The sequence below is a fragment of the Levilactobacillus wangkuiensis genome (assembly GCF_016861605.1).
Lineage (GTDB): Bacteria > Bacillota > Bacilli > Lactobacillales > Lactobacillaceae > Levilactobacillus > Levilactobacillus wangkuiensis.
In genome coordinates this window covers 149,172-162,230 of record NZ_BOLM01000007.1, presented here as the reverse complement: position 1 = coordinate 162,230, position 13,059 = coordinate 149,172, and the positions used below count along the sequence as shown (strand labels likewise).

Below are 13,059 nucleotides of genomic sequence, written 5' to 3'. Positions count from 1 at the left end.
GTGGACTATATCCAGCAACTCAATCTAGGAACGGCGGCCGAGTTAGCTCTAACAACTCTGGTCGTTTTTGTTTTGACTCAAGCCGTGAAGCAGACGAAGGTGCCGAACCAGTGGATGCCATGGTTGTCGATGGGAGTCGGCGTAGTAGTCGGTCTGTTGTCGGTATTTGTAACGGCTGACCATAACTTCCTGTCAGGAGCCGTTATGGGCTTACTGGTAGGCGGATTCACGTCTGGTTTGTTTGACGGGTTCAAAGGTTTCAATGTGAAGGAGGACGACAAGTAATGGGATATTCATTTAATCACAGCTACGAGTTGGCTGCTAACATTGGTGATAACCGCAAGGCAGTGCACAAGTACATCATTGCTCATGATACCGGGAATGATAATAATCGGGGCTCCGGCTCCGGCAAGAACGAAGCCAGTTACATGCAGGGGCACTGGTCAGCAGCCTACACGCACGCCATTGTAGATGACCAGGGAATCTACATCGTAGGGACGCCAGGTTATGTCGCATACGGCGCCGGGACCGTAGCCAATACCAATTCACCGTTTCAGGTCGAACTGGCGCATGTGGACTCACAGAAGCGCTTCAACGAATCTTACAAGCGCTATGTGTGGGTACTCCGGTACTACGCGAATAAGTACGGAATTCCATTGACGCTGGACGGGTCCGGTGCGGGTATCAAGTCCCATAAGTGGGTGTCAGATAATATCTGGGGGGACCATCAAGATCCTTATGGGTATCTGAGCAAATGGGGCATCAGTAAGAGCCAGTTTGCCAAGGACTTGAAGAACGGTGTTGGCGGGGTTTCTTCCACACCGGCAAAGAAGGCCACCTATTTGAAGGCAGCCAAGCAGGTTAAAGCGAAGACTAATGTGACCCGGTACCGTGACAAAGCGTTTAAGAAGAAAGAGCGTAAGTTTGCGAAGGGGACCATCTTTGATATTGATTCTGTGGTTAGCTATGGAAAGATTACACGTCTCAAGCTGGCAAATAGCCTCTACATCACATCCAACACGGACTACGTCAATAAACTCAAGTAACAACGAAGCCACTCAATCCTATATGGACTGGGTGGCTTTTTTTCGTTGTATGGCCTTAACTATGCGTTTTACTACGCCTAAGCGGGCAATCTGTGTTAGTGTTGGTCGATTAAGAAAGGTAGTCAGTTAATGAGAACTAAACAACAAGTTACAGAAGCAGTGGCTAACATCTTAAAGCTGTATCACGCGGGCGACACTGATAATTTGGTGTTGCCGCTGTCTATGATTAAATCAATTGATGGAGGAAAATTAGCAATTCGTGATTTACCATTGTGGGCAGTCGACAAGCTCGTGTCTTACCGAGACGGTGTGAATGTTGGAAAGATAATCAGTATTATTAGGAACCCAGACAAGCACACAGATATAGGTCTAGAAATTGTCTTGCGGACTGCAATGGAGCATGTAACAGCACTACAAATGATCATCACAGGAGATATGGGGTATTTACCAACTGGCAAAGCGAAGAGTGAGCGTACCAAGATGACTTACAATGGAATGGAGGAAAGTGTTCCTTTGATGATAGAAACTGCCAGAATAGTCGTGAAGATGATCTATTGAGAGACTGAAAGCCACTCTATCCATTGCGGGTAGGGTGGCTTTTGAATATTCACTATAACGAAGTGGTATACATTCTATGTAAATGCCTAGCCCGGCTTACCCAATAAAAGCCCACTTTTTTGCTTAAAACCCTGGTGTAGAGCTATTTAAAAATAGCAAGATTTCACTTTTTAACTGATTAAAATTAGGCGAGACACTGGTTAACGGTGTTTCGTCTTTTTATTTACAGAAAAACACCCAACCTCCAGATTGCAAGGTTGGGTGTTTTTGTCTAAAAAATTATTTTAAGCCGTAACCGCCGCCACAAATTCCTGGTAGGCGGCTTCTTCGCCCGTAGTCGCGAGCGTCACGTTTTGCAAGTTGGCCTGGTGGAGGTCAGCCTCGGCAATGGTGAGGGTGGCCGTGAAGGTGGCGTTGCCAATCAGCTGCAGCTGGCTGGCCGCTGCCGACTGGGCCAGTGTGACGTGCGTCTTGACCATGCCGCCGGGATTGAAGACGGTGATATCCTGTTGCGCGTCGAATTGGTCGGGGTAAAGCTGCGCGAAGGCCAAACTGGTGGCGGACATGCCCGTGCCACAGGCGTTCGTGAAGCCGACGCCACGTTCATACGTTTGGACGAAGAGGGTGTTGGTGCCCCGAATCTCAGCGAAGCTCACGTTGACGCCTTCTGGAAAATAAGGGTTCTTCGCGTTCAGGCGTTCCCCCAGCTGGCCGAGTTGCGCGGCGTCGATGTGGTCCACGAAACTAATCAGGTGCGGGTTCGGGACGGCAATGGCCGTGAACGTTTGGCCGGGGATGAACTCTGGCACGTCGACGTCGACCATGGTGCTTAAGTCCTGATAGTGGAACGGTAGGTCGGCCGCGGCCAAGGAGATCGGCGCGATTTGAACGCTAAATGCCGGGACGTTGGCGGCTAGACTGGGCGCTTGGTGGACTGGTAAATTGGCTTCCAGAGTGGCGACCTTGAAGGCTGTTTGGCCCGTCTTTTCCGCCAAATATCGGCTCACGGTTCGCAGGCCGTTGCCACACATCTTGGCTTCGCTGCCATCGGCGTTGATGACGCGCATCTGGCCGGCACAGTCCGTGGCGGGGACGTCGTTGATGACCAGGAGCCCGTCCGCGCCGTTGTCGACGCCCGTAACGGGGGAACAGAGACGAATCGCCAGTTGCGTTAGCTCCGCATCGGTTAGGGGCGTGACGAGGGTGGTTTGGTCGAGCAAGAAGAATTGATTTTCGGACCCGTGGGCCTTGATTAAAGTTGTCATGGATTTATACCTCACTTTTTACGAAAAAGGTGTCATAGATGTGCCGGACCGCGGCGGCCGCGTCCTTACGCTGGGTGCCAATCATGATGGAGATGCGTGAGGCCCCCTGGTTGATCATTTGAATGGCGATGCCGTGCTGGGTCAGGGAATCGATCACCTTGCCCATGGTGTCGACGGTGTGGGCGATACCTTCACCGACGACCATGATGATGGCGTAATCGTCGATCCACTCCAAGTAATCGGGTTTTAACGTTTCACGAATGTCATGGCAAAGGGCCTTGATGGTCGCTGAATCCAATTTACTCTGGTCAAAAATAATTGTGAGGTCATCGATTCCGGACGGCATATGTTCATAGGAAATCCCGTACCGTTGGAAAATTTCGAGCAGCTTCAGGGTGAAGCCGACTTCCTTGTTTAACAGGTAACGGTGTAGGTATAACGCGGAGAACCGGTCGGAACAGGCAATCCCGGTAATCGGATTGGCCGGATTGAAGAGAAATTGTTCCGGCACAATCAGTGTGCCCGGCGCCGTGGGGTTATTGGTGTTTTTAACGTTAACCGGGACCTGGCCCTGAACGGCTGGGATAATGGCTTCGTCTTGGAAGACGGAGAAGCCGGCGTAGGACAGTTCCCGCATTTCTCGGTAGGACATCTTGGAGATGACGGCGGGGTGCGGCACGATGTGATTATCGACGGTGTAGATGGCGTCGACGTCCGTAAAGTTTTCGTAGAGGTCGGCCTTGAAGCCACGGCTTAAAATGGCACCCGTGATGTCGGAACCACCGCGGGTGAAGGTGTAGATGTCTCCACTGGGACTGTAGCCGAAGAAGCCGGGGAACACGATGCGGGCCCCACTTAGTGAAAGATGACTCAAATTAAGATAAGTTTCGTCTAAAACATCCGCGTTATTGGGTTCCCCATCGACCAAAAAACCGGCCTCGCGGGGGTCTAAAAATTTGGCGGGGATGCCTTGTTCATTTAACACGGCCGCCAGTAAAATGGCATTGAGCAGTTCACCGTGGGCCTTGAAAGCTGCCATCAGGTGGTCATCGTCCGTAAAAGTTGTCGTGGCTAAAGCGCCGAGCTTATGGGTGATGGTCTGGAGCGTTGTGGCCGGCAGATCAAAGTGGTCACTGATGGCCTGGTAGCGAGTCGTAATCTGCGCCACCGTGGTTGAAAAGTCCTGTTGGGCCAGGACCTGCTGGGCGTATTGAATCAGCAGATCCGTCACTTTGACGTCCCCTTTAGTCCGTTTGCCGGGGGCCGAGGTCACGATGACCTGACGCTCTGGGTCCGCTCGAATAATGTTAACGACCTTATCAAATTGTTCGCCGGTGGCCAGTGAACTACCACCAAACTTAACGACTTTCACAAAAATCACCTCAAAGTTAGTTTGAAACTCACATTTATTTTTAATGGCAACTTTAGCAGTTTTCCGGATTAAATCAAGCGAAACTTTCTGAATCCAGTTCGTAAAGTTAGAAAACATTGTGAATTTACGTCAGAAGGCTTGACGGATTATGAGAATTGTTTTAATCTAATAGCAACATCAAATAAGAGGTTGCAACCAACATCAGTACGCAAGGGAGTCCCTGAATGGACCAGGAACTTGCGGAAAGGGGCGGTTGCCGAAGCGTCAGTCGATTCAGCGGCTGATTAGCTGGGACGTGGTTTGAATAAAACGCGGACTGTCGTAGCAAAAATGTCTGCTACGGGGCGCTTACGACGAATACGATGCAGAATGCAAATTTCTGGGATCTCTTTGTTTGTAAGCAAAGAGATCCTTTTTTTGTCCCGTAACGAAAGGGTGGTTGAGAGATGATTAGTCGTGATTTACAAGCCAATGAACAAGGACATCTGTTGTTAGGTGGGGTGGATGCCACGCAACTCGCACGAGACTTCGGCACGCCATTAGTGGTTTACGATGTCGGCAACATTCGCCAACAGATTCAGGACTTCCGTGAGAGTTTTGACCAGAGCGGGCTTCGTTATCAAATTAGTTATGCCAGCAAGGCCTTCGCGACCGTGGCCATGTATCAGGTCATTAAGGAAGAGGGCCTCCACGCCGATGTCGTTTCCGGCGGCGAGCTGTACACCGCGTTAAAAGCCGGCTTCCCTGCCGAGCGCCTCAGCTTCCACGGTAATAACAAGTCGGTGGCCGAGCTGACCATGGCCGTGGATCACGGCGTTGGTGTCATCATCCTAGACAACTTCCACGAAATTCAGTTGCTCAAGGAAGTCCTTGCCGTCAAGGGGGCCAGCGTCAACGTGATGTTGCGGCTGACACCGGGCATTTCCGCGCATACCCACCGCTACACACAAACTGGTCAGGTCGATAGTAAATTTGGCTTCGACGTCGCCTCCGGACAAGCCACCCGCGCCCTGCAGGAAGTTCTGGCGGTACCGCAGATGCACCTGATTGGGATTCACGCCCACATCGGTTCACAGATCTTTGGGGTCGCCGGCTTTGAAATGCTGGTCCAAAAGTTGGTCAGCATTGCCGCCGAGTGGCGCGATGATTTCAACTTCGTTCCCCAAATCTTGAATCTTGGCGGTGGCTTTGGTATTACCTACACGGCCGCCGACGAAGCCATTGGCCCGGACGTCTTCATCCAACACATTGCGGCCACCCTGAAGGCCAGTGCAGCGGAAGCTAACCTGGACCTCCCCGAGATTTGGATCGAACCGGGTCGGTCCATCGTGGGTCCCGCTGGCTACAACCTGTACACGGTCGGGTCGCGCAAGGACATTCCCAACCTGACCTCCTACCTGAGTGTTGATGGGGGGATGGGCGATAACATTCGACCAGCGCTGTACCAGGCGCAATACGAGGCGGTGGTAGCCAACAAGCTCAACGCCCCGCAACAGGAAACCGTCCATCTGGCCGGAAAGTATTGTGAGTCCGGCGACATTCTGGTTGATCAGGCCAAGTTGCCCCGCACGGAACCCGGCGATTTGATTGCCATGTTGGATACCGGTGCTTACGGCTACTCAATGGCGTCCAACTACAACCGCAACCCGCGGCCCGCGGTCGTCTTCGTTGAAAATGGCCAGGCCAAAGTCGTGGTTCGCCGTGAGACCTACGCGGATCTGACACGGTTGGATGAGAGTTATTTATAAACTGAAATGTGGATGAGAACCGTACTGAATTAGCCAGCGTAAACTCGGCCGGCACCGGGTGCTTATTATATAGGAGGAAAATTAATGAAAAAGATGACTGCGGAAGAAATTATCAGGTACATTGGCACCGCCGAAAAGGTAACGCCCGTGAAAGCTTACGTGCAAGAAAATATTCCGGCCGATAAGGTTCCCACTAGCGTGCAACGATTCGCTGCGCCCGAGTTTACCCTGTTAATTGGGGATTACCGCGACGTGGCGCCACTCTTGGCGGATCGGCCGGAAGAGACGTACCACCTTGAGGTAACCGCCCGTAACTCGGCCGTGCCATTACTGGACACGGCAACGACCAACGCCCGCATTGAGCCGGGGGCCATCATCCGCGATCAGGTCACGATTGGTGATCACGCGGTCATCATGATGGGGGCCGTCATCAATATCGGCGCAGAAATTGGGGCCGGCACCATGATCGACATGGGCGCCGTGCTTGGCGGCCGCGCCACGGTAGGAACCAACGCTCACATCGGAGCGAATGCTGTGCTGGCCGGCGTGGTGGAACCCGCGTCCGCGACGCCAGTCCGCATCGGTAACAACGTCACGGTCGGCGCTAACGCGGTCGTGTTAGAAGGTGTGCAAGTCGGTGACAATGCCGTGGTTGGCGCCGGCGCCGTGGTCACCAAAGACGTGGCCCCGAATGCCGTCGTCGCCGGTGTACCGGCGCGCGTAATCAAAATAAAAGACCAGCAGACGACTGACAAGACCCATATCGAAGAAACCTTGAGGGAGTTGTAGACCATGCTAACGGAAGCAGAACTCATTCAGATTCGCCGCCACCTTCACCAGATTCCGGAGCTGGCACTTCACGAAACTGCCACGCACGCCTATTTAAAAGCGGTGGTCGAGCAGTTGCCAGCGACCTGGTTGACGGTGCGCGAACCCAGCGAGCTCCCGACGGCCTTGCTGGTCAAGGTCGCGGGGAGTCAGCCACAACGCACGATTGGCTACCGGGCCGACATCGATGCCTTACCCGTCGACGAGACGGCCAGTCGTTCGTTCCATTCGACCCATCCGGGTGTGATGCACGCCTGCGGTCACGATATTCATATGACCGTGGCGCTGGGCCTCCTCAGCTACTTTGCCGAGAATCAGCCACAAGATAACCTGATATTCTTCTTCCAACCCGCCGAAGAGAGCGAGAGCGGGGGGAAGCAGGCGTACGACCTGGGACTGTTCACCGGGGCGTGGCACATCGATGAATTCTACGGCTTGCATGACAATTCCGACCTGCCCACCGGCACGATTGGCTGTCGCCTCGGCACGTTATTTGCCGGGACCAGCGAGGTCAACGTGACGATTCACGGTACTAGCGGTCACGCAGCCTTTCCGCACCGGGCCAACGATGCGGTCGTGATTGCGGCCAGCTTCATTACCCAGATTCAAACGATTGTTGCCCGCAACATCGACCCGACCGCGTGTGGCGTGGTGACCTTTGGCAAAATGACCGCGGGGTCGATTCGCAACGTGATTGCGGGGGAAGCCCGGCTGGAAGGCACGATTCGTGGGCTGACCCAGGACATGATCCTATTTATTCGGCAGCGCGTGCGTGAGATTGCGGCCGGGGTGGCTCAGACCTACAACGCCCAGATTGATGTGACGTTTAATCAGGGGGGCTACTACCCCGTGGAAAACGACCCGCAATTAACGGCCAACTTTATCCAGTACATGCAGCGGGCCGCCGACGTGGATTTTCAGGAGACCCCGCCGGCTATGACCGGCGAAGACTTTGGCTACCTGCTGAACCAGATTCCTGGCACCATGTTTTGGCTGGGGGTCGACAGTCCGGGTGCGCTTCACGCCGCTAATTTTAATCCCCACGAGGGCGCCATCATCAAGGGCGTGACCGCTATGCGGGGCTTCTTAACTGACAGAATGGCTCACTAAAGGAGAGATTGAGAATGTTTGAAAATGCAGATTTACTCACGGCAATCATTACGCCGTTTACCGCCGATGGGAGCGCCATTAACTACGCTGCTTTGGAAAAGTTGACCAATCACTTGCTGGCGACCGGGACCAAGGGCTTCGTCATTGGCGGAACCACTGGGGAAACGCCCACGCTGAGCGAAACGGAAAAATTAGAGCTCTATACGCGCTTTGGCAAGATGGTCGGTGGCCGGGTGCCCGTTATCGCCGGCGCCGGCAGTAACAACACGCAGGAGACCGTCGACTTTGTCCAGAAGCTGGGCCAGGTGCCCGGTATCGACATGGCCCTGGTCGTGGTGCCGTACTACAATAAGCCGAACCAGCGGGGGATGCGGGCGCATTTTCAAACGGTAGCCGATGCTTCGCCGCTTCCCGTGATGATCTATAACATTCCGGGCCGGACCGGGGTCTTGATGACCAAGGAAACCGTCGTCGACTTGGCCCAGTACCCCAACATTGGTGGCGTCAAGCAGTGCAATACGATGGCCGATTTCGAGTACATCGTGGAACACACACCGGCAGACTTCCTGGTCTATAGCGGCGAGGATGCCCAGGCGCTGTTTGCCACGGCGGTCGGGGGTAACGGGGTGATCTCCGTGGCGTCTCACGTTTACGGCGACCAAATTCGTGAGATGTTAGACGACCTGGCAGCCGGCAACGTCCAAGCCGCTGGCGCCTTACACCGGCAGTTGACGCCCAAGATGGCGGCCCTGTTCATGTACCCGTCACCGTCACCGGTCAAGGCCGTATTAAACGACCAGGGCTATGAGGTTGGGACGTGTCGCTTGCCAATTTTGCCACTCAACGCTGAGGAAAAGGCGGCGCTCTACGCGGCCCTCGGCACCAAGGAGGCCCAAGCGTGATTTCAGTAATTGTTGCCGGATTTAACGGCTCGATGGGGCAAATGACCCTCGCCATGATTGATCAAGTAGCTGATTTAAACCTAGTGGGTGTGTACAACCCTCACGTGACTGACCTGGCGCCCGCAACGTATCGGTTAGATTCAACGGTGGTGGTCGCTAACGACCTCGCCCAGTTGCCAGCAGCTGACATTTGGATTGACTTCAGCCTGCCGAGTGGGGTCTACGCCAATGCCAAATTTGCGATTGATCACGGCATTCGGCCGGTGATTGGGACCAGCGGCATGACCGAGGACCAACAGGTGGCGCTTCAACAGGCGGCCAACGCGAAGGGGTTAGGGGGCATCATTGCCGCCAACTTTGGGGTCTCCGCCGTCTTGATGATGAAATTTGCTAAGGAAGCCGCGGCCTACTTCGACCACGCTGAAATCATGGAATACCACCATGCCGATAAGCTGGACGCACCGTCCGGGACCGCCCGCAACACGGCCAAACTGATCTACGAGCAACAGGGGCATGATGAAACGAACAATCCGCAGGAACAGGACCCCATGGGTGCACGCGGTGGCGATTACCACGGGATTAAGATCCACGCCGTGCGGCTGCCGGGCTTTATCGCCGATGAGGAGGTTATCTTCGGCGGGGCGGGTGAAACCTTGACGCTGAAGCAGAGTACGACGGACCGGGCGTCATTTATGACCGGTGTGCGCATCGCTATCGACGCCGTCATGCACCGTCAGAACCTGGTCATCGGCCTGGAAAATATTCTTTAAACTTGGGTGCTTGGCAGCGCCTCCGGGCCGGTGAAAACTGGGCCGTGACGCTGTGGGCGCACGTCTGGAGCCGAAGAGCGGTCTCCAGACTTACTTTGAGCCTCAAGGACCGAGTCTCAAAGATAGCAGTTGTCTAAGCGGTAAACCGCTAAGACAACTCCCACGGCTGAGCCCATTTTCGCCAGCCCTGCGGCTGATACTGGTTTAAAGCAGATTTGCCGATGACCATGTCAGGGGTTCTGGAGGGGGACTACGTCAGTTACGTTTGGTGATGACGCCCCAGCGATTGGCGATGCGTCCGTGATCTTCAGAAACAGTGTAATAAAATTCAACAATTTCAATCCGTCAATCACAACCACCACAAGGAATTGCGCAACTACGCCGGTATGTTTGTTACGCACAAACGTGAGTGACCAGAGGCGGGCCAAGATGTCCGGCTGTGTCGATGGTCTTGATTGGGGTTCTGTCCCAACCTAGAGCATGGGACGACCTTGGAAACTCGCGAACTTCAGCGAGGTTTCAAGGCGAGCTGGAAGACCGATTCTCAGGCTGGAAGCGTTCCCCACAGCAGGGCGTCTTGAGCCCGCCGCCGGGAACGGACAGACAAAAACAATAGTAAACAGAAAACATAAAGGTTAGGAGAGGTGACCAATTTGCCGCTACTGGATTCGAAACTAAAATCAATTGTTAACCAAACACTTGCGCCAATGGGCGTTTCTCAGATTCGGTTCTTTGCGCAGAAATTTGCGCAGATTCCGGGGATTATTAAGCTGACGCTGGGGGAACCCGACTTCAACGTGCCCGAGCACGTGAAGGCAGCCGCCATCCAGAGCATTCGGGAAAATAAATCTCACTACTCCGATCAGCGCGGCATCATGGAACTGCGGACAGCCATCAGCGACTACCTGCAACAACGCTTTCACGTCAGCTATGACGCGGCGTCTGAAATCGTGGTGACCGTGGGGGCGACCGAGGCCATTTTTGCAGCACTGGGCAGTTTAATCAATCCCGGAGACAAAATTCTGGTGGCCACCCCGACCTTTGCCTTGTATTGGCCGGTCATCGAAATCTTTGGCGGAATTCCTGTTCAGGTGGATACCACGGCCGATGGGTTCCGGTTGACCGGTAAACATTTACAGGAAGTACTTGACCGAGAGGGTGCCGGCAACGTGAAGGCACTGGTTTTGAACTTCCCTGGCAATCCCACCGGATTCGAGTACAGCCGCGACCAGTTACAGGAACTGGCGGATGTCATTAAGCAAAATGCCATGTACGTCTTAACCGATGAAATTTATGCGGAATTAACCTATGGTCAGCCGCACACCTCGATGGCCGAGTTGTTGCCGGAACAAACAATTCTGATCAACGGGTTATCCAAGTCCCATGCGATGACCGGCTATCGAATCGGCTACTTCGTCGGGCCCAAGGACTTTGTGGTGAACGCCAGCAAGCTCCATGGCTTTGCGGTCACCAGTCCGTCGAATCCAGCCCAGTATGCGGCGTTGGAGGCGCTGACCAACGGCGTCGATGATGCTCAGGACATGCGGCAGGTTTATCAACAACGGCGTGATTACATCGTGCCCAAACTAAATGCCTTGGGCTACGAAACGGCGTTGCCGGCTGGCGCGTTTTACGCGTTTGCGAAGATTCCGGCTAGCTTTGGGCTGAGTTCCGTCGAATTTGCGACGAGACTGGCCGAAGAAGCCAAGGTGGGCGTGACCCCCGGCAGTGCGTTTGGCGCTGGTGGCGAAGGGTACGTGCGCCTGTCCTACGCGTCATCGATGGCGGATCTGCAGGAAGCCATGGCGCGGTTGACGGTATTTACGGAAAAGATGCAATTAAAAATTAAGGGATGAACGGTATGAGTGAAGGATTTGTCGTTGCGATTTTAGGGGCCACGGGCGCCGTGGGAACCCGCTTGATTCAACAGTTAGAGCAGTCTACGATTCCAGTGAAGTCGGTTAAATTATTGGCGTCTTCACGCTCGGCGGGGAAGGTCTTACAATTTAGAGAACAGGACGTCACGGTTGAAGAAGCCACGCCCGCTGCGTTTGACGGGGTCGACCTAGTCTTGGCCTCGGCCGGTGGCAGTGTCTCTAAGAAATTCCTGCCCGAAGCCGTGAAGCGCGGGGCAGTCTGCGTGGACAATACCAGTGCCTTTCGGATGGTGCCAGAGATTCCGCTGGTCGTGCCGGAAGTGAATGAAACGGCGTTGTATCACCACCAAGGCATTATTGCTAACCCGAATTGCTCGACAATTCAAATGATGGTCGCCCTGGAACCCATTCGCCAGGCCATTGGGTTAAAGCAGATTATCGTGTCTACCTACCAGGCCGCATCCGGCGCGGGGCAGTCAGCCTTGAACGAGCTGTACACCGAGGCCCAAGACTTCCTGGACGGCAAGCAGATGCACGCGGACATTTTCCCAACGAAGGGCGATCAACGGCACTATCCACTGGCCTTTAACCTGTTGCCACAGATTGACGTGCTGGAGGACAACCTGTATTCCCATGAAGAGTGGAAGATGATTCACGAAACGAAGAAGATCATGCTGGGGGACATGAATGCCAGTGAAATCAAGGTCACGGCCACCTGTGTCCGGGTCCCCGTGCCCATCAGTCATGGGGAATCCATTTGGATCGATACCGGGGATCCTACCGCCACGGTCGATCAATTACGGCAGGCCATTGTGGACGCGCCGGGTGCCGTTCTACAGGATGACCCGGCCCATCAAGTCTATCCGCAACCGGTCAATGCCACTGGGACACGTGACACCTACGTTGGGCGGATTCGGCCCGACCTGGAAAATCCGGGGGCTTTCAACCTGTGGGTCGTGTCCGATAACCTGTTAAAGGGGGCCGCTTGGAACACGGTTCAGATTGCGGAACGACTAGTCGCCGATGACCTGGTTCACCCGGTTGTGCCGGCAACGAAGTAAAATAACGGTCAAAGTTTGTCGATTGTAGGTAGCAATTAATCAGGTGGCTTTAATTATGCTACATACAAGAAGCCAGCATAACGGCATTCAATCGAATAACGATTTAATTGAACAGTCTATCGACTAAAATTGCGGACAGAATGTCTAACGGGAAAAATAGTTTACTGGTTATTCCCAAACGCTTTAGTAAAACGAGTTAACCCCTGGTACTGCGAGACTAACAAGCAGCCACCGCCACACGCGAATGCGATTGTGGCGGTGGCTTTTTTGTATCCATTAGGCGATAATCCGTTATTGCTATCCATTATTAACGGGATGTTACAGATTCCGGCAAAGAACTTGAATTCGGCCCCACAAAATATACAATTAGTGATGATACTGTCTCTGGATAATACGCGTTTCTAGCCGTGAGAACGGTTAGATGCGCGACCAGTTTCAAGCGAGAAGTGACTATCAACGGCCGTTGCGCAGAAGCGTAACGGCCTAAGAATGGTTCAAAAAGTGAGGACGAAAAGCATGTCG

At 53.8% G+C, this 13,059-nt stretch carries 12 protein-coding genes and 1 riboswitch; of the genes, 10 read left to right on the top strand and 2 right to left on the bottom strand.

What is annotated here, in order from left to right; all coding sequences use genetic code 11:
• From JUF13_RS07345 to JUF13_RS07335, 3 genes are all read left to right on the top strand, one after another.
• Entirely contained in the window at positions 1–285 is a 285-nt protein-coding gene (locus tag JUF13_RS07345) for a holin (protein ID WP_236002681.1), read from the top strand.
• A complete protein-coding gene (locus tag JUF13_RS07340; protein WP_203638856.1) occupies positions 285–1,046 on the top strand; it encodes an N-acetylmuramoyl-L-alanine amidase in 762 nt (253 codons plus the stop codon). The genes JUF13_RS07345 and JUF13_RS07340 overlap by 1 nt, the downstream gene beginning before the upstream one ends.
• A 129-nt stretch (positions 1,047–1,175) precedes the next feature.
• The gene (locus tag JUF13_RS07335) at positions 1,176–1,604 is read left to right on the top strand and encodes a hypothetical protein (RefSeq protein ID WP_203638855.1); all 429 of its coding nucleotides are present in this window, start codon (positions 1,176–1,178) and stop codon (positions 1,602–1,604) included.
• A gap of 284 nt (positions 1,605–1,888) precedes the next feature.
• Here the strand turns inward: JUF13_RS07335 and dapF are convergent, their stop codons facing one another.
• Together dapF and JUF13_RS07325 are read right to left on the bottom strand one after the other, a co-directional pair.
• Entirely contained in the window at positions 1,889–2,869 is a 981-nt protein-coding gene (dapF, locus tag JUF13_RS07330) for a diaminopimelate epimerase (protein ID WP_203638854.1), read from the bottom strand.
• A 4-nt stretch (positions 2,870–2,873) separates the two neighbouring features.
• The gene (locus tag JUF13_RS07325) at positions 2,874–4,241 is read right to left on the bottom strand and encodes an aspartate kinase (protein ID WP_203638853.1); all 1,368 of its coding nucleotides are present in this window, start codon (positions 4,239–4,241) and stop codon (positions 2,874–2,876) included.
• A 175-nt stretch (positions 4,242–4,416) separates the two neighbouring features.
• Positions 4,417–4,599: riboswitch (Lysine riboswitch) on the top strand.
• A gap of 88 nt (positions 4,600–4,687) precedes the next feature.
• Between JUF13_RS07325 and lysA the strand changes: the two genes are divergently transcribed.
• The 7 genes from lysA (at position 4,688) to JUF13_RS07290 (ending at position 12,537) form a co-directional block, all read left to right on the top strand.
• A complete protein-coding gene (gene lysA / locus JUF13_RS07320; RefSeq protein WP_203638852.1) occupies positions 4,688–5,989 on the top strand; it encodes a diaminopimelate decarboxylase in 1,302 nt (433 codons plus the stop codon).
• 84 nt (positions 5,990–6,073) lie between these two features.
• Complete coding sequence (gene dapD / locus JUF13_RS07315; RefSeq protein ID WP_203638850.1) at positions 6,074–6,778, top strand: 2,3,4,5-tetrahydropyridine-2,6-dicarboxylate N-acetyltransferase; 705 nt, start codon at positions 6,074–6,076, stop codon at positions 6,776–6,778.
• A 3-nt stretch (positions 6,779–6,781) separates the two neighbouring features.
• Positions 6,782–7,927 carry an N-acetyldiaminopimelate deacetylase gene (locus tag JUF13_RS07310; protein WP_203638848.1) on the top strand — a complete coding sequence of 382 codons (1,146 nt, stop codon included), beginning with the start codon at positions 6,782–6,784 and terminating at the stop codon, positions 7,925–7,927.
• A 14-nt stretch (positions 7,928–7,941) separates the two neighbouring features.
• Positions 7,942–8,829, top strand: coding sequence for a 4-hydroxy-tetrahydrodipicolinate synthase (gene dapA / locus JUF13_RS07305; protein ID WP_203638846.1), 888 nt, complete (start codon positions 7,942–7,944; stop codon positions 8,827–8,829).
• Positions 8,826–9,599 carry a 4-hydroxy-tetrahydrodipicolinate reductase gene (gene dapB / locus JUF13_RS07300; RefSeq protein WP_203638844.1) on the top strand — a complete coding sequence of 258 codons (774 nt, stop codon included), beginning with the start codon at positions 8,826–8,828 and terminating at the stop codon, positions 9,597–9,599. Before dapA ends, dapB begins: the two co-directional genes overlap by 4 nt.
• A 653-nt stretch (positions 9,600–10,252) precedes the next feature.
• Complete coding sequence (locus JUF13_RS07295; RefSeq protein ID WP_203638842.1) at positions 10,253–11,455, top strand: aminotransferase class I/II-fold pyridoxal phosphate-dependent enzyme; 1,203 nt, start codon at positions 10,253–10,255, stop codon at positions 11,453–11,455.
• Between the two features lie 5 nt (positions 11,456–11,460).
• Positions 11,461–12,537, top strand: coding sequence for an aspartate-semialdehyde dehydrogenase (locus JUF13_RS07290; protein ID WP_203638840.1), 1,077 nt, complete (start codon positions 11,461–11,463; stop codon positions 12,535–12,537).
• Positions 12,538–13,059 lie beyond the last annotated feature (522 nt).